23 protein-coding genes are annotated in these 25,994 nt (G+C 51.3%); 15 read left to right on the top strand and 8 right to left on the bottom strand.

Annotation, left to right across the window (positions count from 1 at the left end; genetic code table 11):
- Positions 1-86: 86 nt before the first annotated feature.
- Complete coding sequence (locus HV352_RS20445) at positions 87-959, bottom strand: phosphorothioated DNA-binding restriction endonuclease (RefSeq protein ID WP_103283443.1); 873 nt, start codon at positions 957-959, stop codon at positions 87-89.
- Positions 960-1,217: 258 nt separating this feature from the next.
- On the opposite strand from HV352_RS20445, the gene HV352_RS20440 reads away from it, so the two are divergent.
- From HV352_RS20440 to tssD, 3 genes are read left to right on the top strand one after another with little or no spacing between them, the layout of a single operon-like run.
- Positions 1,218-1,667, top strand: coding sequence for an STM2901 family protein (locus HV352_RS20440; protein WP_003830103.1), 450 nt, complete (start codon positions 1,218-1,220; stop codon positions 1,665-1,667).
- Positions 1,661-1,987, top strand: coding sequence for a DUF1493 family protein (locus HV352_RS20435; RefSeq protein ID WP_181635030.1), 327 nt, complete (start codon positions 1,661-1,663; stop codon positions 1,985-1,987). The genes HV352_RS20440 and HV352_RS20435 overlap by 7 nt, the downstream gene beginning before the upstream one ends.
- Positions 1,988-2,005: 18 nt before the next feature.
- Complete coding sequence (tssD, locus tag HV352_RS20430; RefSeq protein ID WP_016151545.1) at positions 2,006-2,491, top strand: type VI secretion system tube protein TssD; 486 nt, start codon at positions 2,006-2,008, stop codon at positions 2,489-2,491.
- 62 nt (positions 2,492-2,553) lie between these two features.
- Here the strand turns inward: tssD and symE are convergent, their stop codons facing one another.
- The gene (gene symE / locus HV352_RS20425) at positions 2,554-2,916 is read right to left on the bottom strand and encodes an endoribonuclease SymE (protein ID WP_047358401.1); all 363 of its coding nucleotides are present in this window, start codon (positions 2,914-2,916) and stop codon (positions 2,554-2,556) included.
- A 778-nt stretch (positions 2,917-3,694) separates the two neighbouring features.
- Between symE and HV352_RS20420 the strand changes: the two genes are divergently transcribed.
- The 3 genes from HV352_RS20420 (at position 3,695) to pdxY (ending at position 7,388) form a co-directional block, all read left to right on the top strand.
- The gene (locus tag HV352_RS20420) at positions 3,695-5,065 is read left to right on the top strand and encodes a tyrosine phenol-lyase (protein WP_016151547.1); all 1,371 of its coding nucleotides are present in this window, start codon (positions 3,695-3,697) and stop codon (positions 5,063-5,065) included.
- 188 nt (positions 5,066-5,253) lie between these two features.
- On the top strand, positions 5,254-6,519 hold the full coding sequence (locus HV352_RS20415) for an aromatic amino acid transporter (RefSeq protein WP_016151548.1): 1,266 nt from the start codon (positions 5,254-5,256) through the stop codon (positions 6,517-6,519).
- 11 nt (positions 6,520-6,530) lie between these two features.
- On the top strand, positions 6,531-7,388 hold the full coding sequence (pdxY, locus tag HV352_RS20410; RefSeq protein ID WP_094760964.1) for a pyridoxal kinase PdxY: 858 nt from the start codon (positions 6,531-6,533) through the stop codon (positions 7,386-7,388).
- Between the two features lie 470 nt (positions 7,389-7,858).
- Here the strand turns inward: pdxY and HV352_RS20405 are convergent, their stop codons facing one another.
- Positions 7,859-9,412, bottom strand: coding sequence for an L-lactate permease (locus HV352_RS20405; RefSeq protein WP_046275101.1), 1,554 nt, complete (start codon positions 9,410-9,412; stop codon positions 7,859-7,861).
- A gap of 580 nt (positions 9,413-9,992) precedes the next feature.
- Here HV352_RS20405 and HV352_RS20400 point away from each other — a divergent pair.
- The 3 genes from HV352_RS20400 to HV352_RS20390 are packed head-to-tail and all read left to right on the top strand — an operon-like array spanning position 9,993 to position 12,835.
- Positions 9,993-10,712 carry a (Fe-S)-binding protein gene (locus tag HV352_RS20400; protein WP_016155592.1) on the top strand — a complete coding sequence of 240 codons (720 nt, stop codon included), beginning with the start codon at positions 9,993-9,995 and terminating at the stop codon, positions 10,710-10,712.
- Between the two features lie 10 nt (positions 10,713-10,722).
- Complete coding sequence (locus HV352_RS20395) at positions 10,723-12,150, top strand: LutB/LldF family L-lactate oxidation iron-sulfur protein (protein WP_016151552.1); 1,428 nt, start codon at positions 10,723-10,725, stop codon at positions 12,148-12,150.
- A complete protein-coding gene (locus HV352_RS20390) occupies positions 12,143-12,835 on the top strand; it encodes a lactate utilization protein C (protein ID WP_016151553.1) in 693 nt (230 codons plus the stop codon). The genes HV352_RS20395 and HV352_RS20390 overlap by 8 nt, the downstream gene beginning before the upstream one ends.
- Before the next feature lie 48 nt (positions 12,836-12,883).
- Here the strand turns inward: HV352_RS20390 and gntP are convergent, their stop codons facing one another.
- Positions 12,884-14,227: a gluconate permease GntP gene (gene gntP / locus HV352_RS20385; protein WP_016151554.1), complete on the bottom strand. Its 1,344-nt coding sequence runs from the start codon at positions 14,225-14,227 to the stop codon at positions 12,884-12,886.
- Positions 14,228-14,487: 260 nt separating this feature from the next.
- On the opposite strand from gntP, the gene uxuA reads away from it, so the two are divergent.
- From uxuA to HV352_RS20360, 5 genes are all read left to right on the top strand, one after another.
- Positions 14,488-15,672: a mannonate dehydratase gene (gene uxuA, locus HV352_RS20380; protein ID WP_109017275.1), complete on the top strand. Its 1,185-nt coding sequence runs from the start codon at positions 14,488-14,490 to the stop codon at positions 15,670-15,672.
- Between the two features lie 78 nt (positions 15,673-15,750).
- Complete coding sequence (locus HV352_RS20375) at positions 15,751-17,226, top strand: fructuronate reductase (RefSeq protein WP_181635029.1); 1,476 nt, start codon at positions 15,751-15,753, stop codon at positions 17,224-17,226.
- 221 nt (positions 17,227-17,447) lie between these two features.
- On the top strand, positions 17,448-18,221 hold the full coding sequence (gene uxuR / locus HV352_RS20370; RefSeq protein WP_029139754.1) for a Uxu operon transcriptional regulator: 774 nt from the start codon (positions 17,448-17,450) through the stop codon (positions 18,219-18,221).
- A gap of 647 nt (positions 18,222-18,868) precedes the next feature.
- A complete protein-coding gene (locus tag HV352_RS20365; RefSeq protein WP_016151558.1) occupies positions 18,869-19,078 on the top strand; it encodes a hypothetical protein in 210 nt (69 codons plus the stop codon).
- A 176-nt stretch (positions 19,079-19,254) separates the two neighbouring features.
- A complete protein-coding gene (locus HV352_RS20360) occupies positions 19,255-20,292 on the top strand; it encodes a porin (RefSeq protein WP_016151559.1) in 1,038 nt (345 codons plus the stop codon).
- Between the two features lie 61 nt (positions 20,293-20,353).
- Here the strand turns inward: HV352_RS20360 and HV352_RS20355 are convergent, their stop codons facing one another.
- The 4 genes from HV352_RS20355 to HV352_RS20340 all read right to left on the bottom strand — a co-directional run bounded on the left by HV352_RS20355 (position 20,354) and on the right by HV352_RS20340 (position 24,513).
- The gene (locus HV352_RS20355) at positions 20,354-20,755 is read right to left on the bottom strand and encodes a hypothetical protein (RefSeq protein WP_181635028.1); all 402 of its coding nucleotides are present in this window, start codon (positions 20,753-20,755) and stop codon (positions 20,354-20,356) included.
- 190 nt (positions 20,756-20,945) lie between these two features.
- Positions 20,946-22,133: an MFS transporter gene (locus HV352_RS20350; RefSeq protein WP_181635027.1), complete on the bottom strand. Its 1,188-nt coding sequence runs from the start codon at positions 22,131-22,133 to the stop codon at positions 20,946-20,948.
- A gap of 97 nt (positions 22,134-22,230) precedes the next feature.
- The gene (locus tag HV352_RS20345) at positions 22,231-23,511 is read right to left on the bottom strand and encodes a DUF445 domain-containing protein (protein WP_016151562.1); all 1,281 of its coding nucleotides are present in this window, start codon (positions 23,509-23,511) and stop codon (positions 22,231-22,233) included.
- Positions 23,512-23,586: 75 nt separating this feature from the next.
- Entirely contained in the window at positions 23,587-24,513 is a 927-nt protein-coding gene (locus HV352_RS20340) for a LysR family transcriptional regulator (protein WP_016151563.1), read from the bottom strand.
- Between the two features lie 219 nt (positions 24,514-24,732).
- Between HV352_RS20340 and HV352_RS20335 the strand changes: the two genes are divergently transcribed.
- Positions 24,733-25,965: a dicarboxylate/amino acid:cation symporter gene (locus HV352_RS20335; RefSeq protein ID WP_003019196.1), complete on the top strand. Its 1,233-nt coding sequence runs from the start codon at positions 24,733-24,735 to the stop codon at positions 25,963-25,965.
- The last annotated feature ends 29 nt before the right edge of the window (positions 25,966-25,994 follow it).

Below are 25,994 nucleotides of genomic sequence, written 5' to 3'. Positions count from 1 at the left end.
AAGTGAGTATATAACGAAGGTTTAAATGATTTAATATTTATGTAATTCAGATGGTTATATTGATTTGGCGAGTCCGGCCTTCGCACTCACCCTCTAAACACCTCCTTCCTGTGCCACTCTACAAACCCTTCTTTTGGATAATTCTCGCGCATCATTGGCAGTGCTATCGATTTACCGTCGAAATCCCAGAACAGTCTGCCCACCATGCCGCTGCCATTCACTGCGGGTGACACCTGAACTCGCATACTCTCATCCAGCCCAATCGAACCTTTATCAAAAGCTTTATGGTGGATTGCACACAGCGCCAGTCCGTTTGAAATCTCGCACGGGCCACCATGCTGTTTCCATTTGATATGCGCCGCTTCAAGCGCAACTGAAGTGCTGTCGTGGCGCATATTGAAGCCACAAATGGCGCATTCATAGTTATAAGCACGCAGAACCTGCTGGCGGAACAACGGGTCCCGCTGTTTGCGGATTTGCAGGATATCAAACCCCAGTTCATCCGCGATTTCTTCCTGAATGCTTTCGGTGAAGTGCGCTTCGAGGATTTGCTGGGCCAGGGCGTTGATGAGGTTCTTGTTCTTTTTCAGCAGAGTAAAATGTTGTTCATCAAAGCCTCCGGCAACGTTATGCGTCACCAGTTCTCCGGCAGGGGGCTGTTTACTGCTGCCGGATGTTGAGCACTGCTCGGCGTTTTGTAGCTCCCAGAACCCATCGCCCTGTAAGCGCCAGAAGGGCATATCCGGGCGGTACTGCGCGCGCTGTGGTCCAAATCGTTCCAGCAGGCTATGCAATGGGTCGCGAACTTCCGAACCGTAGTCAAACAGGCGACCGTGACCCTGCTGATAACCCGCCAGCACATGAAGCAGCAGCAAAGGTTTGTGCGGCGCACGCTGCTCGCCTTTACGCCAGATGGTGATGTCGGCAATTGCCTGCTGCAGGGTTTTACTGGAAGTCATTGATTTCATTATCAGGTAAATAATTGCGATGATGCTCGCAAAATATCACCTGATCAAGCAAAGACGGGTTGATGCGCTATCGACGTCACTTATTGGTATCAATTTGATAAAGCACTATGCGTGGCATGTTGTCTGACATCAACGACATCACTTTTATGTTTTCTGAAAAACACATACGCCACGGCAGTTACCGTTCCCCCACCAGGGTACGCAGGAGTTCGATAAGTATGCAAATTATTGCATATCGAAGGATCTCTGATGGACACAGTAGAGGAACTCAACGGAACATACTTTTATAAAGGGGTCTGTAACATTTCTGCAGGTGAGCTATTTTTCTGGATTTTTCTCGACAAAATTGATGAACAATTTGGGGGAATTAAAGATGTGGTAACAATGTCATGTATCATTCTTGGGTTACCATTGCTGAAAACACGGGGTAAACCATATGGGGCAACACAAGGCACATCAATTGCCTCCAAATATTCTCGTGAGTTTCTTAACGTAACATTGTCCGTCAGGCTTCCTACCATCACCAATGCCAGTATCAAATATTTAAAACCAATGATGACTAACAATCTGGGGGCATTCGTTGGACGAACAATTCCTGTGATTGGTTGGGCATTACTCGCAAGTGATGTCGCCCAAATTGTCTATAAAACGGTGAATACCTACAACACCATTGCCAGAGAGGAAGATCGCGTATGGTGACGGATAACGAGGTATTAGAATTTTTTCGGGGAGAGTTATCTCTCGCGGTAACGTTTACTTTCAAACCTATCCCGATTGAACTTGATACGCCGCTGCAAGGTTACGCTGAATGGGATGAATTACCGTATGCCATTGATGATTTTGGAGAGAAATATAACGTTGATGTTTCTGTGATTGATTTCGGGGCCTATTACCCGTGGGAAAGAGAATCGGTCTATCGAAAATGGTTTACCAAAGAACCCATCAAGCAAGTGTCAAAACCGCTTACTGTGCGTATGTTCGCAGAATCAGCCAGAGCAGGCCGCTGGTTATATGATTGATTACAAGGAGGGTTGAAAATGGCTGTACCCGTTCATTTATTTTTAAAAGACGATGGTGGCGCGATGATTCGTGGAGGCTCGGATGTCCAGGGACGTGAAGGCAGTATTGAGTTACGTGGTTTAACACATAACCTTAGCATTCCAACCGATGGTGCCACTGGAAAGCTAACCGGCACACGCCAACATGGCCCATTTCTTTTTGACAAAGAGATCGATTCCTCCAGCCCATACCTTTACAAAGCAGTTGCGACAGGTCAGACACTTCAAAGTGCGGAACTTAAGTTCTATCACATAAACGACGCAGGCCAGGAAGTGGAATACTTTAATACCCTGCTTGAAGGTGTAAAAGTTGTATCAGTGACACCAATCGTGCATGACACACGTACGGTAACGGGAACCGGACATTTGGAAAGCGTACAACTGCGCTATGAAAAAATCACCTGGTGTATTGTAGATGGCAATATTCAATATACCGACGCCTGGAACGAACGCACTACGGCATAAAGCAAAAGTGGCGTAATACCCCAAAAAAGGCGCCCTTCGGCGCCTCAATTACCATCACGCTCTCACCCCTTCGCCGTTTTCCCCGCAATCACCCCGATAAACTCCAGCACCTGCTTTTGCTTACGCGCGGAGAGCTTTTCCACGGCGCGCAGGGATTTCATCAGTTCTGACTCTTCGGGTTCGGGCGCGCGGGCGGTTAACACAATGCAGCCTTGCATGACGCGCACATCGACGCGGGTGCCGGTGTCGAATCCGGCGGCTTTAAGCCACTGGCCCTTCATCACGATGGACGGAAACTGGACATACTTCACCGGCAAACGGCTGTAATCAGGATAACCGCTCGCATAACCCACCTTCAGGCAACGGTTATCTGCGACGTACACTTCTGGATCAAATGAAACTGCAATACAATGCGTATCAGTCATGATGGCTATTCTCGTGAAATAGTTACTGTGATTAGCGATGCGGAGGTGTTGGCGCACCTTCGCATCGCGCTAATAAAACCCCTGTAAATTACCCCAGTAATTGGCGGGAAGTCCAGATGTAAATAAGATGAAATAAGCGCGATTAGCACGCTTTCGGAATAAATAGAAATCCTCTCTATCCCAATAAACATAGTATTATTCACCGTATAAATTCATTCCTGTCCCATCCTCCTGATACCTGCCATTTCCAGAAAATAACGCCCATGTGTATCAGGCCAAAAATGAGATCTAACTCACTGAAGCAAATAGCAAACTCTGAAACAACGCCGTTTTGTACACTTTGCTTTACACTTTTAGTGATGTGAATCACAAATATAAACCCGTGAAGTGATCCGACTCTCACAAAATGGGGTGTACTCATTCAGCAATACAGTATGAGCACAGCCTGGAAAGTTAAGTTTTCAGTATTTCCCCTCTCCACGGGGGCACCATCGCAAATGGCAAATCAACACGCAAAAAAAAACTTGTTGAATATTAACGGGTAAAAAAACGACGTGTGATTTGCATCACCTACATTTACAGCTTTTTAAATTATTGCCAGTGATTAATGTTGACCAGGCTATTTCCATAATCAATTAAATCTTGCATAGTGCCTCCACATTATTTCTCCCCCTGACTCAGGAGGCGAATAGTTATATTTCATCAGGCTTTATTGATGAACCAGGTATGCTTTACTTCACATTAATACGTACATGACCACTGTTACTGGAGAAACAAAATGAATTATCCGGCAGAACCCTTCCGTATTAAAAGCGTTGAAACTGTATCTATGATCCCGCGTGATGAACGCCTTAAGAAAATGCAGGAAGCGGGATACAATACTTTCCTGTTAAATTCGAAAGATATTTATATTGACCTGCTGACAGACAGTGGCACTAACGCAATGAGCGACAAGCAGTGGGCCGGAATGATGATGGGTGATGAAGCCTACGCGGGCAGCGAAAACTTCTATCATCTGGAAAGAACCGTGCAGGAACTGTTTGGCTTTAAACATATTGTTCCTACTCACCAGGGGCGCGGCGCAGAAAACCTGTTATCGCAGCTGGCAATTAAACCGGGGCAATATGTTGCCGGGAATATGTATTTCACTACCACCCGTTATCACCAGGAAAAAAATGGTGCGGTGTTTGTCGATATCGTTCGTGACGAAGCGCACGATGCCGGTCTGAATATTGCTTTTAAAGGTGATATCGATCTTAAAAAATTACAAAAACTGATTGATGAAAAAGGCGCCGAGAATATTGCCTATATTTGCCTGGCAGTCACGGTTAACCTCGCAGGCGGGCAGCCGGTCTCCATGGCTAACATGCGCGCGGTGCGTGAACTGACTGCAGCACATGGCATTAAAGTGTTCTACGACGCTACCCGCTGCGTAGAAAACGCCTACTTTATCAAAGAGCAAGAGCAGGGCTTTGAGAACAAGAGCATCGCAGAGATCGTGCATGAGATGTTCAGCTACGCCGACGGTTGTACCATGAGTGGTAAAAAAGACTGTCTGGTGAACATCGGCGGCTTCCTGTGCATGAACGATGACGAAATGTTCTCTGCTGCCAAAGAGTTAGTCGTGGTGTACGAAGGGATGCCATCCTACGGCGGCCTGGCCGGACGCGACATGGAAGCTATGGCGATTGGTCTGCGCGAAGCCATGCAGTATGAGTACATCGAGCACCGCGTGAAGCAGGTTCGCTATCTGGGCGACAAGCTGAAAGCCGCGGGTGTACCGATTGTTGAACCGGTGGGCGGTCACGCGGTATTCCTCGATGCGCGTCGCTTCTGCGAGCATCTGACGCAGGACGAGTTCCCGGCGCAAAGCCTGGCTGCCAGTATCTATGTGGAAACCGGCGTACGTAGTATGGAGCGCGGAATTATCTCTGCGGGCCGTAATAACGTGACCGGTGAACACCACAGGCCGAAACTGGAAACCGTGCGTCTGACTATTCCACGCCGCGTTTATACTTACGCGCATATGGATGTAGTGGCTGACGGTATTATTAAACTTTACCAGCACAAAGAAGATATTCGCGGGCTGAAGTTTATTTACGAGCCGAAGCAGCTCCGTTTCTTTACTGCACGCTTTGACTATATTTAAATAATAATTATGGCCCCATCTCAGGATGGGGCTTTTTTGTATTTCTTTTCCATGAACAGGAAGCCTTTGCGGTGCCCGTTACCGTGACATAACTACAAAAGTAAACCCTGACTCCGACATTTTTATTATCCGCATGATGTACAAATGACAGCTGTAATTATAACGAATAGTCTACAGGAACATTTATCATGGATATTAATGCCATTGAGCGACAGAGTAGTACCCCCGGACTGATTAGCGGAACCATGTTGGTTATCGCGACCGTAGTGGGTGGAGGGATGTTTTCCCTGCCGATTGCGATGGCTGGCGTATGGTTCCCCGGTGCGTCAGTTATTCTTCTGTTTATCGCCATCATGATGTTATTAACCGGTCTGATGCTGGTCGAAGTTAATCTGCATTATGGCGCCGGTGCCAGTTTTAATACCTTTACTCAGGATTTATTAGGTCGAAAGTGGAATATTGTGGTCGGTATCGCTTTCGGCTTTGTGCTGTATATTCTGACCTATGCCTATATCTCTGGTTCGTCGGCGGTGATGGCGCAAACCGTGTTCAAATACAGCGGCGTGCGCTTTCCGGCGAATATCTCGGTGGTGATCGTCAGTATGCTGGTCGGGGCGATTGCCTGGTACAGCTCCTTGTTGGTTGGACGTATTACTACCGTGTTGATTATCGGTAAGTTTATCGCGTTCTTTGCCACCTTCTCTGGCCTGGTGGGTCATATCGAAGTGGCGAAACTCGTCGACAGCGTGGCGGTGGCGCTGCCCAATTCGCAGTACCTGCCGTATATCCTGATGACGTTGCCGTTCTGCATTATCTCGTTTGGTTTTCACGGTAACGTGCCGAGCCTGGTTAAGCTGTATGGCACGAGCGGGATCTCAAATATTACGCGTTCGATTATCATCGGCACGCTGTTTGCCCTGCTGCTGTATATTTTCTGGCTGGGCGTCACGATGGGCAACATCAGCCGTTCCTCATTCCCACCGATTATCGCCAAAGGCGGCAATATCGACGTGTTTGTCGAGGCTATCAGCGGGCTGTTCACCAGCCGTTATATGGATCTGATCCTGACCTTCTTCGGCAACTTTGCGGTAGCCAGTTCCCTGCTGGCGGCGACGCTTGGCCTGTTCGATTACATCGCCGACCTGTTTCACTTCCCGGATGACGGCATGGGTCGCCTGAAAACCGCGCTGGTGACCTACTTCCCGCCAGCCGCCGTGTGCTTCTTCTTCCCGAACGGGTTTGTCCACGCCATTGGTTACGCCGGTCTGGCCTTTACCATCTGGAGCGTGATCCTGCCGCCGTTCCTGGTGAAAGCGGCGCGGAAACGTTTCCCTACCGCCAGCTATACCGCGCCGTGTAATAACACCGTGCTCAATCTGGTCATTGTCTGTGGGGCGGTTGTCTATCTGACGGTTGTTCTGGACGTATTTGGTCTGCTGCCAACGTTTCGCTAGACGGAGTCAAAATGAAAAACGTGTTGTCTGTTCAGTCGTCAGTCGTTTATGGCTATGCCGGAAATAAAGCCGCCGTGTTGCCGATGCAGCTCTCGGGGATCGATGTCTGGCCGTTTTACACCGTACAGTTTTCCAACCACACCCAGTACGGGATGTGGCAGGGCATGGCGATGCCGCACGGCGAGCTGAGCGCCATCATCAGCGGGCTGGATGATCTGCAAAAACTGGCGCAATGCGATGCCGTGCTGTCCGGGTATCTCGGGGACAAACGCCATTGCGAAGAGGTGAAGCTCGCGGTCACCACCATTCGCCAGCGTAATCCCCAGGCGCTCTATTTTTGTGATCCGGTGATGGGCGACCCGCAAAAAGGCTGCATCGTCGCGCAGGGCGTGGAGTCCTTTTTTGTCGATGACGCCATTCAACTGGCCGATGTGATGGGGCCGAATCTCTATGAGCTGAGCGTGCTGACGGGCAGACAACTACGTAGTTTTGACGAGGTGGTGGAAGCGGCGCAGCAGTTGGTGGCGTGGGGCGTGAAGAAGGTGCTGGTGAAACATCTCGGCGACTGCTCGCGCGACAAACAGGCGTTTGAAATGCTGCTGGTGACGGCGGAACAGACATTACACATCGCCCGGCCGCTGTATACCTTTGCCAAAATGCCGGTGGGCGTTGGGGATCTGATTTGCAGCGTGATGCTGGCTTCACTGCTCAACGGTTATGAGGACAAGCAGGCGCTGGAGCGGACCACCAGTGTCGTCGACGCGGTGATGCGGCTGACGAAAGAGCACGACTCGTATGAACTGCGGCTGATAGACGCGCGTCACCAGATAATGGAGCCGCAAATTCGCTATCAGGCAACGGTGCTGTAGCGCCGCAAGGAGGCTCTATGTTTCTGACACTGCTACGATTTCAGCATCCGCTGATCTACCGTTTTGCATGGCTTCGTCTGTGGGTCAGGGTGTTAAGAGCGTGCGGGCTGCGTAAGTGAAAGGGGAGAACATTTTCTCTGCTGCCGGATGCGGCGCTTGCGCCTTATCCGGCCTACAAATGAGCGTGAAACGTAGACCCGATAAGCGAAGCGCCATCAGGCATTAGCGCCAGGCATTACACGCGGAAGTAGCGTGGTGGGATCAACGCGGAAAAGGCGTCGAACTTCTTCACCATCTTTTTCCAGAACAACATAACAACAATCCTCGATTTGAAACATCGGCGCTATTTTAGTCAGCGCCGACAAATCGTAAAGCCAGTCGCTTCGTTTCGATCCTGAAGCGGTGTAAACCTTTTTGGTCACCAGGTCGTCAAATACGGTTGCCGTGAATTTGACGGGGTTGACAATGGATTACGCCATAAACCAGTAATAAAAGAGACCGACTTTCAGGCCGAGGATCACAATATAGGCGCAGCAGTATTTCATGGTGCCAGACATTATCTGGTTGGCCTGTCCGTCCATTTTGGTGGCTGAAACCGCAATGGCGATACTCTGCGGCGAAATCATTTTCCCCCCCGTTGCACCAGAAGTATTCGCCGCCGCGAGCCAGTTGGGATCGATATGCAGTTTACTGGCGGCAATGGTTTGCAGTTTGCCGAACAAAATATTCGAGTTGGTATCGCTGCCGGTAACAAACGTGCCCAGCGCGCCAATCACCGGGGCGAGGAAGACGTAGGAACTGCCGGTCAGATCGACAATCGACTGGGCCAGCGTGGAGATAATCCCGCTGAGATCCATTACCGTGGCCAGCGCGACAATCGCCATAATCGCCACAATGGAATTTTTAAGCTGGAAAATGGTTTTGATAAACACTTCCAGCATCCCGCGTGCGGACGCTCCCTGAATAAAACCGCCGATAAGGGTCGCAAAGATGATCAGCATCCCCGGCGTGGTCACCCATTCAACTTTCAGCGCCAGCGTGTTGCCGTTGGCGAGCGTGAAATGCAGCACCGAGGCCAGTTGGGACGCCGCGCCTTTGATCGTCGGGAACAGCGGTGAGCACAGTAGGATAAAAACAAAAATAAACAGATAGATAGAGCCTACGCGGAACAACACTTTTGCCGAGCGCGGCGTGGTTTCGCGGGTATGGCTGACCTCAATGCGCCACTCGGGATCGGTTTTCCCTTTGCGCAGGCGACTGACCATCGCCACGGCAAACAAGCTGACCAGGCTACCGGCAAAGGCGGGCAATTCCGCGCCAAGATGGATGGCGACAAAATATTGCGGAACCAGCGTGGTGATGCCGCAAATCAGCGTGATCAGAAATACGCCACGAATGGCTTTCAGGCCGCCGCCAATAATGCAGACAATGACAAACGGCAGCAGGATATTAAACAGCGCGAGCTGCAGAATAATGGTTCCGCCTAAGGTATACACCGGCAGATTAACCTGTTCCGCCAGAATAGAAACCGGGATCCCGACCGCGCCGAACGCGGTGGGAACGGTATTCGCCACGAGAGAAGCGATCGCCGCCTTCAGCGGGTTGAATCCCAGCGCAATAAGAATGCCGATCGGAATGGCAACCGCCGTGCCATAACCTGCCGCGGCTTCAAGGAATCCGCCGAAGCACCATGAAATCAGTAGCACCTGAATACGCTTATCTTCGCTAATGCTGGCGAGAATATCGCGCAGAATATCCAGCGCTTTGGTTGCCTGCATGACGTTATAACTGAAGATGGCGCCGAGGATCACAATCACAATCGGCCATAACCCCTTCAGGGCGCCATAGCCTATCGCGGCTTTCAGATTCTGTACGGGCATTTCCCAGAATATGGCCGACAGCGCGGCAGTGAATACCAAAGAGATCAACACGGAATAATGGATGGGCATTTTCAATTTCAATATTAAAAATACCATCAGTAGTAAAGGAGAGAGTGCCAGGGCAAACATAAAATATTCGTTCATTGCTATTCCTGATTGGTTCATTAAACCTGATTTATATTTATGGTGGGGAGGCTACATTGCTGGGTTAATAAAGTATGTAAACTGAATCGCTTCAGTGAATAAAGTAATTATGATTTGTAGTTTTGTAACTATTGTAATCTTTTAATTAAAATCCAATGCCAGGTAAATATACTTAAGAGTAAGCTGAATACCTATAAATAGTTATATGATAACCTTTTTAATAATGCTGGTGATGAGAATAGTAAGCACCTGAAACTGTTTTTAAGGTGTTCATAACGCTGTGGTTTTAAATATAAAAATGTGAGCGAGACCGAAAGAAATAAACCTGGTTGTTGCATATGGGGGTTGATTAGGGGATTATTTGGTTTTGTCATACAAATGAAAATACAGACATATGCGACTGTCCTGACTTAAGAAGCGGAGAGTCGGCATCAAAGGAAAACGACCCGAGCATCACCATGAACCCAGGCATTAGTAAAAACAGCAAACAGAAAAACTGGGCGTGAAATACGGCTGAACCTTTGCTTGATATCGCGATATCAAGCGCAATAAACAGAAATGAAGCAATGGAGTAGTTATTGTGAATGTAAATTTCTTTGTTACCTGCATTGGTGACGCACTGAAATCACGGATGGCACGAGACTCCGTATTGCTGCTGGAAAAACTGGGTTGTCGCGTTAATTTCCCCGAGAAGCAAGGGTGTTGCGGTCAGCCAGCCATTAACAGCGGTTACATCAAAGAGGCGATCCCTGGGATGAAAAACCTGATCGCCGCCCTGGAAGACAACGACGATCCGATTATCTCGCCAGCAGGCTCCTGTACCTACGCGGTAAAAAGCTATCCGACGTATCTGGCCGATGAACCGGAATGGGCGCTGCGTGCCGAAAAGGTTGCCGCGCGTATGCAGGATCTCACCTCCTTTATCGTCAACAAGCTGGGCGTGGTGGACGTCGGCGCCAGCCTGCAGGGCCGCGCTGTCTATCATCCCTCTTGTAGCCTGACTCGAAAGCTGGGGGTGAAGGAAGAGCCGCTCACGCTGCTGAAAAACGTGCGCGGGCTGGAGCTGCTGACGTTTGCCGATCAGGATACCTGCTGCGGCTTTGGCGGGACGTTCTCTGTCAAAATGGCCGAGATATCCGGCGAGATGGTGAAAGAGAAAGTCTTACATTTGATGGATGCGCAGCCGGAATATTTGATTGGCGCAGACGTCAGTTGCCTGCTGAACATTGGCGGTCGACTGCAACGGGAAGGCCAGCCGGTCAAAGTGATGCATATTGCTGAAGTGCTGATGAGCCGCTGAGGGGAAAGAGATGTCGATAAAAACCAGCGATGTAGAATTTAAACTGCGCATTCGTCAGCAGATAGAAGATCCGATCATGCGCAAAGCCGTGGCCAATGCGCAGGAGCGTATTGGCGCAAATCGACAAAAAATGGTCGATGAGTTAGGCCACTGGGAAGACTGGCGCGATCGTGCCAGCCAGATCCGCGATCACGTGCTGAGCAACCTCGACGCTTACCTGTATCAACTCTCCGAGAAAGTGACGCAAAACGGCGGCCACGTCTATTTCGCCAAAACCAAAGAAGAGGCCACCGCCTACATTCTGCAGGTCGCGCGCAGCAAAAACGCGAAGAAGGTGGTGAAGTCCAAGTCGATGGTGACCGAGGAGATCGGCGTCAACCATGTCCTGCAGGATGCGGGAATCCAGGTGATCGAAACCGATCTCGGGGAATACATCCTGCAATTGGATCAGGATCCACCTTCGCACGTCGTGGTGCCGGCTATTCATAAAGATCGCTATCAGATCCGCCGCGTGCTGAATGAGCGTCTGGGGTATGACGGCCCGGAAACCCCGGAAGCCATGACCTTGTTCATTCGCCAGAAGATCCGCGAGGATTTCCTGAGTGCCGAAATCGGTATTACCGGCTGTAACTTTGCCGTGGCGGAAACCGGTTCAGTATGCCTGGTGACCAACGAAGGCAACGCGCGCATGTGCACCACGCTGCCGAAAACGCACATTGCGGTGATGGGCATGGAGCGTATCGCGCCGACCTTTGCCGATGTGGATGTGCTGATCACCATGCTGGCGCGCAGCGCCGTGGGCGCTCGTCTGACGGGCTATAACACCTGGCTGACCGGCCCGCGTGAGGCGGATAACGTGGACGGACCGGAAGAGTTCCATCTGGTGATTGTCGATAACGGTCGCTCGCAGGTGCTGGGCTCTGAGTTTCGCGATGTGCTGCGCTGCATCCGCTGCGGGGCCTGTATGAACACCTGCCCGGCGTATCGCCACATCGGCGGACACGGCTATGGCTCGATCTATCCCGGCCCTATTGGCGCGGTGATTTCTCCACTGCTCGGCGGCTATAAAGATTTTAAAGACCTGCCGTACGCCTGTTCCTTATGCACGGCCTGCGACAGCGTCTGCCCGGTGCGTATTCCGCTGTCAAAACTGATCCTGCGTCATCGTCGGGTGATGGCCGAGGAGGGCATTACCCCGAAAGCCGAGCGACGGGCGATCAAAATGTTCGCTTATGCCAATAGCCATCCGGGGCTGTGGAAAGTCGGAATGATGGCGGGCGCGCATGCGGCAAGCTGGTTTATCAATGGCGGGAAAACCCCGCTCAAGGTTGGCGCGATTGGTGACTGGATGGAGGCGCGCGATCTGCCTGATGCTGACGGCGAGAGCTTCCGCAGCTGGTTTAAGAAACATCAGGCGCAGGAGAAAAAGAATGGATAACCGTACCGCGTTTTTAAACACCATCGCCCAGGCGCTGGGTCGCCCGCCGCGTTTCGAACCGCAAGCGGATGCCGCGCCGGTTAACAATTATGCCAACGAGCGCCTGACTGAACTTAGCCCGCAGCAGCGCTGCGATGCGTTTATCCAGTTCGCCAGCGAAGTGATGCTGGCCCGCTGTGAACTGACTCGCGAGGACCAGGCCGCAGAAGCAGCGCTACGCCTGTGTGAAGAATTGGGTCAGCCAGTAGTGCTGAGCGGCGACAGCCGACTGGTGGCGCTGGGCATCACCGAACGTTTGCAGCAGGAATGCAACGCCGTGGTCTGGGATCCGGCGCGAGGCAGCGAAAATATTACCGAGGCCGAGCAGGCGAAAGTCGGCGTAGTGTATGCCGAGTATGGCCTGACTGAGTCCGGCGGTGTGGTGCTGTTTTCCGCGCCGGAGCGCGGGCGTTCTTTGAGCCTGTTGCCGGAGTCCTCGATTTTCGTGCTGCGTAAAAGCACCATCCTGCCGCGCGTGGCACAACTGGCAGAAAAACTGCATCAGAAAGCGCAGGCCGGTGAGCGTATGCCGTCGTGCATTAATATTATCAGTGGACCCAGCTCGACGGCGGATATCGAGCTTATCAAGGTGGTTGGGGTGCATGGCCCGGTGAAGGCGGTGTATCTGATTATTGAGGATTGTTAAGGCAGGAGAAAGAACCGCTCTGGGCTGTGGGCCAGAGCGGTATCGACGTTATGCAATCATGCTGATGATCAACACGATTACCAGGCCAACCACGGAGTTCACCAGCTCCAGCAGACCCCAGGTTTTCAGCGTATCCTTCACCGACAGGTCAAAGTAGCCTTTGAACAGCCAGAACGAGGCGTCGTTGATATGGGTCAGGGTGTTGGAGCCAGCCGCCGTCGCCAGTACCAGCAACGCCGGATCGACGCCCACCAGTTGACCGGTTGCCGGGTCGAGAATGGCTGCGCTGATAATCCCCGCTGCCGTCATGGCTGAGACCACGCCCTGACCGGTTGCCAGACGAATAAGCACGGTTATCAACCACGCCATGATGTATGGCGAAATATTGCCGTGCGACATCAGCATGCCGATGGTATCGCCGATGCCGGTATCGATAATGGTCTGCTTCAGTACGCCGCCCGCGCCGATGATCAGGATCACCATAGCGATGCTTTTCACCGCGTTTTCAAAGGCGTTCATCACCCATTGCATGTCGTGACCACGCGCGGTACCAAACAGCACGAAGGCGACAATCATGGCGATAAACATCGCAATTGGCGAGGAGCCTAAGAAGTTGACCACTTCCCACGCCTGCGTTCCTTTCACCAGCCAGATGTTGGCAATGGTGGTGGAGATCATGATGATCGCCGGGATCAGCGGAACCAGAATAGAGATGCCGAAAGACGGTAGATTGTTCTGGTCAACCGGTACGTCGGCCTTCATGAATGACGGCGTCGGGCGATCGAGGTTGCCGAGGAACTTCGGCAGGATAAGCCCGGCGCAGATCACGCTCGGAATAGTCACCAGAATACCGTAGATGTAGACCATACCCATGTCAGCGCCGTAGGCGTTAACCAGCGCGACCGGACCAGGCTGCGGTGGGAACAGAGAGTGGGCGGTGGTGGCGGCGGCAACGGCAGGAATCGCCAGCTTGAGGAACGGGATCTTCGCTTCTGCGGCAATGACGATCACCAGCGGCGCCAGCATAATAAACGCCACTTCATAGAACATCGCCAGGCCAAAAATCAGACCAATAATGATCACCGAAAGCTGCACATAGCGCAGACCGAGTCGCGCCAGCAGCGTATGAGCAATCTGATGCGCCGCTCCGGAATCGACCATCAGCTTACCGATGACTGCCCCGAATACCACGATAATCGCCAACTCACCCAGCGTGCTGCCAAAGCCGGATTTCATGGTGTGCAGCAGCGCCATTAAGTCCATACCCGCCAGCATGCCGACCGAGAGCGCCGCCAGCAGCAGGGCGACCATCGAGTTTATTTTGAATCTTAGATTGAGCACCAGCATCAGACCGATGCCGAATACGACCCACAGAATATTGAGAACATGCATATAACGTCTACCTTTATTGGTTGAACTATTATGATTTTGGTTGAGATGTTATCTGTATTGGTTAACCATTGATGCGATGAATGTCACATTGCGTTACATGTTTACATCTTTACTGCGCTTTATGGCCGTAAAATGGCGATCTAATCAGCAAAAATCGTGATTTGGTTAACCAATTCATTCCTTCAGGTTGACATGTCATACCAAAAGGAGGAATTTATGTGCCATATCGTCGAGTCCATAACGTAAATGAGGAATAAAAGATGGAACAGACATGGCGCTGGTATGGTCCTAACGATCCGGTCACCTTAGCGGATGTACGTCAGGCGGGTGCCACGGGCGTGGTCACCGCCTTGCACCATATCCCGAACGGGGAAGTGTGGACGGTTGATGAGATCCTAAAACGTAAAGCCATTATTGAGCAGGCGGGCCTGGTCTGGTCGGTCGTCGAAAGCGTACCGATCCACGAAGATATTAAAACCCGTTCTGGTAACTATCAGCAGTGGATCGCCAACTATCAGCAAAGCCTGCGTAACCTGGCCCAGTGCGGCATTCGTACCGTGTGCTACAACTTCATGCCGGTTCTCGACTGGACCCGTACCGACCTGGAATACGTCCTGCCGGACGGCTCCAAAGCGCTGCGTTTTGACCAGATTGAATTTGCCGCCTTTGAGCTGCACATCCTCAAACGTTCGGGCGCGGAAGCGGATTACACCGCCGAAGAGATTGCTCAGGCGAATGAACGCTTCGCCACCATGAGCGATGAAGACAAAGCGCGTCTGACCCGCAATATCATCGCCGGTCTGCCAGGCGCGGAAGAGGGCTATACGCTTGACCAGTTCCGCCAGCATCTTGCGCGTTATAAAGATATCGATAAAGCCGCACTGCGCGAGAACTTTGCCGTCTTCCTGAAAGCAATTATTCCTGTGGCGGAAGAAGCGGGCGTGCGGATGGCGGTACACCCGGACGATCCGCCGCGCCCAATCCTCGGCCTGCCGCGCATTGTTTCCACCGTGGAAGATATGCAATGGATGGTCGATACGGTCAACAGCATGGCGAACGGTTTTACCATGTGCACCGGCTCCTACGGCGTCCGGGCGGACAACGATCTGGTCAACATGATCAAACAGTTTGGCCCACGTATTTACTTCACCCACCTGCGCTCCACGCTGCGTGAAGATAACCCGAAAACCTTCCATGAAGCGGCGCATCTTAACGGCGACGTCGATATGTACGGAGTCGTGAAAGCGATCGTTGAGGAAGAGCAGCGCCGTAAAGCCGAGGGTAAAGAGGACCTGATCCCAATGCGTCCGGACCACGGCCATCAGATGCTTGACGATCTGAAAAAGAAAACCAACCCAGGCTACTCCGCGATTGGTCGCCTGAAAGGGCTGGCGGAAGTGCGTGGCGTTGAGATGGCTATCCAGCGCGCTTTCTTTAGCCGCTAAAGCGAGTTGCCGGTCACCTGTCTGGCCGGCTTTTTCTTTTCTCTTCCGTTGGTCATTCAACGGGTTCTGGAGTTCACGATGACAACGACAATTGCCAATAGCAACCTGCCGGTTGCTCGCCCTGCATGGGACAGCTCGCGCCTGCAATCCCGCATTGTTCACCTGGGATGCGGCGCATTTCACCGCGCGCATCAGGCGCTGTACACCCATCATCTGCTGGAAACCACCGACAGCGACTGGGGGATCTGTGAAGTTAACCTGATGCCGGGTAACGATCGCGTCCTGATTGAAAACCTGCGCAAACAGCAACTGCTGTATACCGTGGCGGAAAAAGGCGCGGACAACACCGTGCTGAAAGTGATTGGCTCGATGAAAGAAGCGTTGCACCCGGAGCTTGACGGCTGTGATGGTATTTTACAGGCTATGGCGCGCCCGCAGACGGCAATTGTCTCGCTGACGGTCACGGAAAAAGGTTACTGCACCGATGCTGCCAGCGGACAGTTAGATCTCAATAACCCGCTGATTAAACACGATCTGGCGAATCCAGGCGCGCCGAAATCGGCGATTGGTTACATCGTACAGGCGCTGCATCTGCGTCGTGAGCAAGGGCTTGCGGCCTTTACCGTGATGTCCTGCGATAACGTGCGTGAAAATGGTCATGTGGCGAGAGTCGCGGTGCTGGGCCTGGCGCAGGCGCGCGACCCGCAGCTGGCGCAGTGGATTGAGGCTAACGCCACTTTCCCGTGCACCATGGTCGACCGCATTGTTCCGGCGGCGACGCCAGAAACGTTGCAAGAGATTGCCGACCAGTTGGGCGTGTACGATCCGTGTGCTATCGCCTGTGAGCCGTTCCGTCAGTGGGTTATCGAAGATAACTTTGTCAACGGTCGCCCTGACTGGGACAACGTTGGTGCGCAGTTCGTTGCCGATGTGGTGCCGTTTGAAATGATGAAACTGCGTATGCTCAACGGCAGCCACTCTTTCCTCGCGTATTTGGGCTATCTCGGCGGCTATGAAACTATCGCTGATACCATGACAAATTCGGCGTACCGCAAAGCGGCGTTCGCGCTGATGATGCAGGAGCAAGCGCCGACGCTGTCGATGCCGGAAGGCACCGATCTTAACGCCTATGCGACGCTGCTCATTGAGCGTTTCAGCAACCCATCACTGCGTCACCGCACCTGGCAGATTGCGATGGACGGCAGCCAGAAATTGCCGCAGCGCCTGCTGGATCCGGTGCGTCTGCATCTGCAAAACGCCAGCGACTGGCGTCACCTGGCGCTGGGCGTGGCGGGCTGGATGCGCTACACCCGTGGCGTGGATGAACAGGGGCAGGCCATTGATGTTGTCGACCCCTTGCTGGCTGAGTTCCAGCGCATTAACCAACAGTTCCAGGGGGCCGAACGCGTGACGGCGCTGCTGGGGCTGAGCGGCATTTTTGGCCATGATCTGGCGGAAAACGCTGATTTTGTGGAGACAGTTATCGCGACGTATCAACAGCTGTGTGAACACGGTGCACGCGAGTGCGTTGCGGCGTTAGGCGCTGACGCATAATCCCCGAAGTATGACGGGTCAATCAAAATGCTGATTTGGTTGACCCGTTTTCTGTTTTTGGCTTCCCGCAAATGCTATAGTTCAGGCGAAAAAATGTTTTTTGTAGGCTTGATAAGATGCGTCAGCGTCGCCATCAGCCAACGGCACAGGTGCCGGTTGGCAGCGCATGTGCCTTATCCGGCCTACGGATCTGAATTGACGCATCTGACGGACATAACACGATGAAATCGAACACTTCTCAACAAAGACCCTACCAGGAAGTGGGTGCAATGATCCGCGATCTGATTGTCCAGACGCCGTACCAGCCCGGGGAGCGTTTGCCGCCGGAACGTGAAATTGCTGAGATGCTCAATGTCACTCGCACGGTGGTTCGCGAAGCGTTAATTATGCTGGAAATTAAAGGTCTGGTGGACGTGCGTCGCGGCGCCGGGATCTACGTACTCGACAATGCAGATGCGCAGACCATCGACAGTACGGATGTCAATCATTGCAATGACGCGGGTCCGTTTGAGCTGCTGCAGGCGCGACAGCTGTTGGAAAGCAATATCGCCGAATTCGCCGCGCTGCAGGCTACCCGTGAAGATATCGTTAAAATGCGCCAGGCGTTACAGCTGGAAGAGCGGGAGCTGGCCTCCAGCGAAGCGAACGGTTCTGAAAGCGGCGACATGCAGTTCCATCTCGCTATAGCCGAAGCCACGCATAACAGCATGCTGGTGGAGCTGTTTCGCCAGTCATGGCAGTGGCGTGAAAACAACCCGATGTGGATCCAGCTCCATAGCCACCTTGACGATACCCATTACCGTAAAGAGTGGATGGGTGACCACAAACAGATCCTGGCGGCATTAATCAAAAAGGATGCCCGCGCAGCCAAGCTGGCAATGTGGCAGCATCTGGAAAACGTCAAACAGCGCCTGCTGGAGTTTTCAAATGTTGATGACATCGACTTTGATGGTTATCTGTTTGATTCCTGGCCGCTGGATAAAGTTAACGCCTGATTTTCCTTCCTCTCCCATGCGGGCTGTTGCAGTCCGCGCGACACTTTTCAGCACAAAAGTTTATTGCATAACAACGCTTTTTTCTCGTCATGAACGTCACGTAAACAAAGCTTTCCATCACCTCAGATGATGATTTTTCCTCCGTGGTTACGCGGTGAAAATTGATTTATATCAATTAAAAACAACTTATTTTTGCATGCGAAAAAATGCATTGTTTACCTTATTTTTACCTTTCCGTGCTTATTTTTAGACAAAACGGGCCTGTGTTAAGTGAGAATCAAACTGATTTACGCGGTGGTCAGAGCGAGGCAGCCTGGAATAACAGTGCATAAAAACAGGCGCTTCACGGAAATGTAGACATTAATAACGGCACGTAACTTATTGGCTGTAATGATGTTTTGATTTGAGGTCATGTTTATTGTCAATAGTTCTGGCTTTTTTAATCAAATGAATAAAAGTGAATATATGTAAAGTTAAAATTACACATTATTCTATAATCAAGTTATCTTTCATTTGAAATGCTGTTCCAGTTTTTTGTCCGTTATTAACAGTTTCATTACTATTGTCACTGTATTTTGCCGTTGACATGTTTTTACACTGACTGCATATTTCATCGCCATAAGCGTGTTTGCGTTCAGGAGATGATAATGCCCTCTCGAGATTACCCCGATATTAGAAAGGCCAGGGGTACCCGTTCAAAAGATATGGTTCTTTTAAGTGCCCGTGTCGATACCTCTCTGTGGGAATATGTTCGTACGCTGGCATTTGAAACCCGTAAAAGTAAACAAGATATTATTGCCGAAGCAATAATGTTATATCGCTCTGTTAATGAGAGCGTAAACGAAGAATCCAAGTAATTACTCTCTGTTCGGGTTTTATTTAACCCAAAATGATATGTGTCTTGCCACTTTATTATTACCTTCATTGGTGTGTTAGAGGTTTTCCCCTTTTCCATAGGGGGCTTTTTTATGCGGGTATTCTGCCTTCATAACAAAGTTGATAGCAAAATTCACAATTAAAAGTGAGTAATAACATGAAAAAGTCAGCAGTGGCATTAGCTGTAATGGTATTAGGGGTAACCTCCGTTCATGCAGCGGAAATTTATAATAAAGATGGCAACAAACTGGATCTGTACGGCAAAGTAAAAGCGGTCCATTCCTGGACTGGCGGCACCGATGCCGACGGTACATACGCGCGTCTGGGTTTTCGCGGTGAGACACAAATCAACGATCAACTGACCGGTTATGGCCAATTTGAAAGTCAGTTTGATGCCTCTAAAGCAGAAGGTTCTCAGAATGGCGTCAATACACGTCTGGCGTTTGCTGGCCTGGATTATGGCCATGACGTTAGCTTTGACTACGGTCGTAACTACGGTATCGCTTACGACGTGGGAGCTTACACTGACACTCTTTCAGAGTTCGGCGGCGACTCCTTTGAAGATGCTGACCGCTTCCTTACTTCACGTACTTCTGGCGTTGCAACACTCCGCACCAAAAATCTCTTTGGAGCCGTTGATGGTCTGAACATTGGTGCGCAATACCAGGGTAAAGGTGATGCCAACTCGGAAGACCCGACAAAACCTAATTTGACTAAGCAGCACGGTAACGGCTACGGCTTCTCCCTGGGCTATGACAACATTGCGGATTCCGGCGTGTCTGCTATTGCGACCTACACAAATAGTTCAATCACAGCAGCCCAAAAGAAAGGCAATAAAGACGGTAAATGGGATGGCGAAAACGCAGAGTTCTGGGGCGCGGGTCTGAAATATGATGCTAATGCCATCTACGTCGCGACCATGTACGGCGAGTCCCACAACCTGATTCAGGATGCGGATAAAGCTGAGCACTTTGAAGCAATGGCTGCGTATGTGTTTGATTTTGGTCTGCGTCCGAACGTGGGTTACGTTCACGCGCGTGACAACAACAATAATGACCTGACTGAATACGTAGCGTTGGGCACGGATTACTACTTCAACAAAAACATCGTGGCTGATGTGGGTTACAAAATTAACCTGCTCGACGGCAAAGACGACGACAACCAGGTTGTTGCGGGTCTGACCTATCAGTTCTAATTTTTTGTTCTGATATGCAAAAGGCGTCTTAGCTAAGACGCCTTTTTTACCTCTGCCGTGTTTAAACTGGCTGACTCTCTTTGACCTGTCCACTGCTAAACAGCCATTGCCAGATGCCCACTTTTACCCATGCGACCACGCAGAGAATCAGGTAAAAAAGTGGATTATGCGTAATGGTAACGTACATGACCTCCATTAAATCCACATGCAAATTTCCGGCAATTGCCATATTGATAACAAAAATTGAGGCTACCGCGCTGGCCAGTAAAATAAATACGGCCTGAAGCTGGGTTATCTCTGGTAACCTGCCAGAGGCCCATTGCCATAAAAATGTTGTTGTTAACAGGAATATAAGAAACAATCCTAACGCGCCAAATAGACCAAAGTCTTTATAATCCTTTAGCGTGCCAATTAAACCCACCAAAATAATTAACCCCAGTAGTATTTTTTTAAACCATGACATGTACTTTTCCCGAAGATAGTGTTGATGCTGAGTTAATATGTCCATTTTTACGCATTTTAAATTGAGTTTATAAATGAACAGCCGGGAATTATAAATTGTCTGGCGGGTAATTGCTGATTATTTGTTGTTTATTAAATGTTGACATTTGATTGCGGACTAATCCTAAGATACCTGTTTATAAGGTTGTCGATTATACCTTTTTGGGGGAGGCGAAACGCTGTTTGTATAATTGTGTGAGGCTGATCAGTGCCGCAATAAACAAGGCGACGGCACCGCATAGCGTGGCATTAACGATCGCTTGAGCGCCGCTTCCCAGCAGGCTGGTTAAGAGCGGCCCGAGTATTTGCCCAATACCGTAAGTCAGGGTGACCAGGCCCAGCAGATTAATATTGCGCGGTACGCTAAGTTGACGGGCGAGAGGCATGACCAGCGAAGTGGTCCCCATAAACGTTGCGCCAAAACCCACGCTGCTTATCACCAGCAGCGGCAAGGAGTCGCTGGCGAGCGTCATGACCACGCAGGCACTTTGGATCAGTAAATTCGCCGTCAGGCATTGCAATACCCCCCAGCGTCGGGCTGCCCACAGCCAGGCGAAACAACCCGGAATAATCGATATACCGACCAACGACCAGAGATGGGCCGTCAGCAGCGGCGACCCGGCACTTTTCGCCATCAGTGGCAGGTATGTAGCGACAATGATGTAGCCAAATCCGGCTAACCCATACAGTAGCGCCAGCAGCCACCAGGACATAGGCTGATGCTCTGTTTTTACCGGTGTGGCGGCGGGAAGCGCATGGTCGCGAGATGGCAGGAGCATAACGAGTAGCACAAATAACAGCGCGGAGGCTGCCGCTGCCCCCAGCCAGAGCGTGTGTGATGACAGCGCAAAATGCAGACCGCTGATGACATATTCATTGCCCAGCAAAATGCCTGCGCCAACGCCGGAAAACAATGCGGCGATCACGAAGGGATGCCGGGTATGATGCAGGACGATCATCGAACCAAAAATCATCATACCGGCACTGGCGACGCCTGCCAGAAAACGGATCAGCATCACCAGAGCGGGCTGCTTAACGCTTGCCATTGCCAGAATCAACCCTGCGGTAGCGAGCGCAGAAGTTAACAACATCGGGCGTAAACGTGAGGGAAGATGGAAGAGCCCGAAGGAGAAGAGCAGGCTTCCCGCCAGATATCCGGCGTAGTTGGCGCTGGCAATCCAGGAGAGCTGGTCAAACGTAAACTGACCTTCCGACAGCAGTACCGGGAGCATCGGCGTATACAGAAAGCGTCCAATTCCCATGCCCAGCGTTAAGACCAGCATGCCAAAGAGCGCGACGCTGATGGCATGACGATTTGAATCGGGGCTTCCCTCGGACATACGGACTCTCATTTCACGCTGTTAGTTTGATAATTGTTATATTACATGTGCAAATGATAATGAAAAGTAAAATAAAAATGGGCGTTTTACTTTCTCCTTAAAAATTCGCCAGCGTCAGCAGGGAAGGAATTTGCGACAACAGATATAACACCAGCCCAATAGAACCGCCGACCAGCGTGCCGTTGATGCGGATAAACTGTAAATCTTTGCCGATGTTTAGCTCAATTTGCTGCGACATATCGCGCGCATCCCAGCTTTTCACCGTGTCGCTGATGTGGCGCGTCAGGAAGGTGGCGAACTCCGGCGCAACTTTATACGCGGCCTGCTCCAGATGCCCATTCAGTGAGGCGCGCAGGGCGCTGTCGGCAACCAGTGTTTCGCCGAACCACTGTCCGGCGCTGGCGATGCGCTGCTTCACGCGCGAATCGTCAGCGTTAATGTCGGTTTTCACCCACTGGCGCAGGTCTGCCCACAGTTCGCCAAGATAACGGTTGAAGGCCTCGTCTTCCTTCAGATAGTTTTTCATGCTTTCGGCCCGCACGGCCATCTCCGGATCGTGTTTGAGCTTATCGATTAGCTTAAACGTGGCGCGATCGAAGGCGTGGCGGATCTGATGCGCCCGATCGTGGCTGATGTCATCCAGTAAGGAATTAACGGCATCAGACACCAGTTCGGCGCTGTGCTCGCCCAGCCATTCAGTCGGCAGGATCTTCGCTTTCAGCGGATGCTCGGTCTCCAGCCAGTGCACGATCTGTCGGGCGATAAACGCCCGCGAGCTGTCGCGCTGGAGCAGGGCGATAAGTTGGGCGATCAATGTGTCGAGCAACACCTGATGGCGATTGTTTTTGGTCATGCTTTCCAGCATCAGCGCGCTGGTACCGGAGAGATCGACCTTGTCGATGGCTTTGTGCACCGCCCGCTTGATCAGCCGCTGAATGCGGGCGTCGTCGGTGAGTTCGAGAAAACCGCTCATGATCTGCAGCAGATGCTGGCCAATTCGCTGGGCGTTTTCCGGTTGGCTGAACCAGTTACCGATCAACAACGCCGGTTCATGGCGGCGGATCAGGGCGATCAGGGACTGGGTGTCGAGAAATTTTTCCTGCACAAACTGACCGAGATTCTCCCCGATCCGATCCTTATTGCGCGGGATAATCGCCGTATGTTGCGAGATGAACGGGATTGGTACCCGACGAAAAAGCGCCACCACGGCGAACCAGTCCGCCAGCGCGCCGACCATCGCCGCTTCGGCGATCGCTTTGATCCCGAGCACCCAGAAGTTAGGCGGCAGAAACAGCGTGATGACGAAGGTAGCGGCGGCAATCAGCAGCAATGAGAGCGCCAGTCGCTTGGCGCGTTTGAGTTCAGCAATTTTATTCATAGGCTTAAGGATAGAGCCAGACGGGGGGATCGCGCAAAAAATGTGGAGCGCCTCCCATTTTCAGACGAGCAAAGCTTACTCCGGGATCCAGTTGTCCCAGGCGGGTAAGGGGCCGAGTTCCGCCACCAGAAAATCGATAAACGATCGCACCTTCGGATTGCTGTACTTACTGGGAAAATAGAGCGCATACAGGGCGTGGGTTTCGCAGGTGATGGTGCCGTCGAGCATCAGCGGCGTTATCTCTTCTTTTTGAATATGATCGCCAATCAGATAGGTGGGCAAATACGCCACTCCCTGATCTTCTAACACCGATTTCAGCAATACCAGACTGCTGTTGGCCTGGATAGGCATATGCAGTTTTAACTGATGCAGACGATCCTGTTCATCCGCCACCTTCAGCACCGGCGTGAGACCTGGGTAAACCAGGCAATCATGATTGACCAGATCGCTACGACGCTGGGGCATGCCTTTTTTGGCAAGGTAGCCGGGTGAGGCGCAGTACGCCCAGCGGACAGGCACCAGCTTGCGCATTGCGTAGTTCTGCGGTGGTGCGGTGGAGATTCGCAGGGCGATGTCGAAATCCGTTTCGTTCAGATTCACGAAGTTATCGTTGAGATCGATATACAGATTCACGTCTGGGAACTGGGAACGATATTTATCCACCAGGTTCACCAGCCGGGAATAACCAAACGCAATTGAGCAGGTTATGCGTAATTCACCCTGCGGGCTGTGGTAATAACCGGAGGTGGTATTCAGCGTTTCATCGAATTCTTTCAAAAGCTTATTGGCGCGGTTAAAGAGATATTGCCCGGCATCGGTCAGGGTAATACTGCGGGTGGTACGTTTAATTAATGTCGTGCCTAACGTATCTTCCATTGCCGCCAGGCTTTTGCTGACCGCAGATGGCGAGACGTTGAGCTGCGCCGCGGCTTCTGACAATCCTCCGCAGTCGACGATTTTAATGAAAAACTCCAGATGCTTGAGTGAAATCGGCGTACTCATAGTTTCCTTTTATTCACAAGTGATTTGCAAAAACGGTACGAATAGGCCGTTACATTCGCGTTTTAAACATGCAACTATTGAATCACAGGAAACAACTTGCTGGCAAAATGAAAAAATAACAACTTAGGTGAGTTACGTCACAAAATAAAAGGAGGCGAAACGGAAACTCATCACATTGTGAATTTAATCTCATTAAATATTATTCTAAAGGTACCGATTATGTGGTCACGACTCGAACCCTACAGATCGTCGATTATTTTATTAGTTGCTCTGGTGATTGGCGGCTTATTAGGTATTTATGCCCCCTCGTTTGCAAGTAAACTCCAGCCAATCGGCCAGATATTCTTAAATCTGCTATTTATGATTATTGTGCCGCTGGTGGGGATCAGCGTCATGTCTTCGATCGCCAGTATGACCGACCTGAAAAGGCTGGGGCGTATTATGGCGATTATCTTTATTGTTTCGATCGCAATGGCCTTTATTCCGGCTGCCGGGATCGTTGCGCTGGCGCTATGGTATAACCCGGCGCAGGGCGTCACTATCGATCTTTCGCAGTCGGTGCAGGCGGGCAGCGGTAAGATGGATTTTGTCAGCATGATCACGACCAGCGACTTTATCGGACTGTTTTCCAAGTCCAATATTCTGGCGCTGATTGTAATGGCGATTATTGCTGGTGTGGCGATTGGTCAATCGGATCAGGCCGGTAAGCGCATTGCGTCGCTGCTGGAAGATGCCAATACCGTGATCATGAAGATCGTCTCGATCATTATGAAGGTCGCACCGATTGGCCTGGGCTGCTATTTCGCTGCCACTATGGCCAGTCAGGACTCTGCACTGCTGCTGACCTTTGCTCGCGCCATCGGTCTGTTCATGGTGGCCACGCTGGTCTACTTTGTTTTTGGCTCAATTCTCTATTCGTATATTGGCGGCGGTATTCCGGCGGTCAAAGCTTTCTGGCGTAATGCGATTGAACCGTCTGCGACTGCGCTGGGGACTTGCTCTTCGCTGGGGACTCTCCCGGTGACGCTGCGTGCCGGTAAGGCGATGGGGATTAACCCGGAAATCGTTGATGTCTCCATTCCGCTACTGGTTAACCTGAACAAAGGTGGCGTGGCGATGATTGCCGCGCTGAAAATTGTCTTTATCTATTCCGTGCTGGGCATGGAGTTCACCACCGAGACCTTCTTCCTGACCATGCTGATTGCGGTGCTCTCCGCCATTATCGTCGGCGGCGTACCGGGCGGGGCATTCCTCGGTGAAATCTTTATCGTCACTACGCTGGGCCTGCCAATGGAAGCGATCCCGATGTTGGTAGTGCTGGGCACGATTACCGATGCGCCTGCCACACTGATTAACGTTATCCATGATTTGAATGCGGCGCAGATTGTTGAACGGTTCGCTGGAAAAAAGCAGACCAACACTGAAATAAACTCTACTGCTGCGGTGGTATAGGTTTCACACGGATTAAGAACAGGAGATGT

Source organism: Citrobacter sp. RHBSTW-01044 (assembly GCF_013781945.1).
Taxonomy (GTDB): Bacteria; Pseudomonadota; Gammaproteobacteria; order Enterobacterales; family Enterobacteriaceae; genus Citrobacter; species Citrobacter braakii.
The sequence above is the reverse complement of the archived record's forward strand: the minus strand, read 5'-3'. Positions and strand labels throughout refer to the sequence as shown.

What these genes read in the sequence shown, in the direction of transcription:
- HV352_RS20445 (WP_103283443.1), bottom strand. Translation starts at nt 959, where the DNA reads ATGACTTCCAGTAAAACCCTGCAGCAGGCAATTGCCGACATCACCATC.
- HV352_RS20440 (WP_003830103.1), top strand. Translation starts at nt 1,218, where the DNA reads ATGGACACAGTAGAGGAACTCAACGGAACATACTTTTATAAAGGGGTC.
- HV352_RS20435 (WP_181635030.1), top strand. Translation starts at nt 1,661, where the DNA reads ATGGTGACGGATAACGAGGTATTAGAATTTTTTCGGGGAGAGTTATCT.
- tssD (WP_016151545.1), top strand. Translation starts at nt 2,006, where the DNA reads ATGGCTGTACCCGTTCATTTATTTTTAAAAGACGATGGTGGCGCGATG.
- symE (WP_047358401.1), bottom strand. Translation starts at nt 2,916, where the DNA reads ATGACTGATACGCATTGTATTGCAGTTTCATTTGATCCAGAAGTGTAC.
- HV352_RS20420 (WP_016151547.1), top strand. Translation starts at nt 3,695, where the DNA reads ATGAATTATCCGGCAGAACCCTTCCGTATTAAAAGCGTTGAAACTGTA.
- HV352_RS20415 (WP_016151548.1), top strand. Translation starts at nt 5,254, where the DNA reads ATGGATATTAATGCCATTGAGCGACAGAGTAGTACCCCCGGACTGATT.
- pdxY (WP_094760964.1), top strand. Translation starts at nt 6,531, where the DNA reads ATGAAAAACGTGTTGTCTGTTCAGTCGTCAGTCGTTTATGGCTATGCC.
- HV352_RS20405 (WP_046275101.1), bottom strand. Translation starts at nt 9,412, where the DNA reads ATGAACGAATATTTTATGTTTGCCCTGGCACTCTCTCCTTTACTACTG.
- HV352_RS20395 (WP_016151552.1), top strand. Translation starts at nt 10,723, where the DNA reads ATGTCGATAAAAACCAGCGATGTAGAATTTAAACTGCGCATTCGTCAG.
- HV352_RS20390 (WP_016151553.1), top strand. Translation starts at nt 12,143, where the DNA reads ATGGATAACCGTACCGCGTTTTTAAACACCATCGCCCAGGCGCTGGGT.
- gntP (WP_016151554.1), bottom strand. Translation starts at nt 14,227, where the DNA reads ATGCATGTTCTCAATATTCTGTGGGTCGTATTCGGCATCGGTCTGATG.
- uxuA (WP_109017275.1), top strand. Translation starts at nt 14,488, where the DNA reads ATGGAACAGACATGGCGCTGGTATGGTCCTAACGATCCGGTCACCTTA.
- HV352_RS20375 (WP_181635029.1), top strand. Translation starts at nt 15,751, where the DNA reads ATGACAACGACAATTGCCAATAGCAACCTGCCGGTTGCTCGCCCTGCA.
- uxuR (WP_029139754.1), top strand. Translation starts at nt 17,448, where the DNA reads ATGAAATCGAACACTTCTCAACAAAGACCCTACCAGGAAGTGGGTGCA.
- HV352_RS20365 (WP_016151558.1), top strand. Translation starts at nt 18,869, where the DNA reads ATGCCCTCTCGAGATTACCCCGATATTAGAAAGGCCAGGGGTACCCGT.
- HV352_RS20360 (WP_016151559.1), top strand. Translation starts at nt 19,255, where the DNA reads ATGAAAAAGTCAGCAGTGGCATTAGCTGTAATGGTATTAGGGGTAACC.
- HV352_RS20355 (WP_181635028.1), bottom strand. Translation starts at nt 20,755, where the DNA reads ATGTCATGGTTTAAAAAAATACTACTGGGGTTAATTATTTTGGTGGGT.
- HV352_RS20350 (WP_181635027.1), bottom strand. Translation starts at nt 22,133, where the DNA reads ATGTCCGAGGGAAGCCCCGATTCAAATCGTCATGCCATCAGCGTCGCG.
- HV352_RS20345 (WP_016151562.1), bottom strand. Translation starts at nt 23,511, where the DNA reads ATGAATAAAATTGCTGAACTCAAACGCGCCAAGCGACTGGCGCTCTCA.
- HV352_RS20340 (WP_016151563.1), bottom strand. Translation starts at nt 24,513, where the DNA reads ATGAGTACGCCGATTTCACTCAAGCATCTGGAGTTTTTCATTAAAATC.
- HV352_RS20335 (WP_003019196.1), top strand. Translation starts at nt 24,733, where the DNA reads ATGTGGTCACGACTCGAACCCTACAGATCGTCGATTATTTTATTAGTT.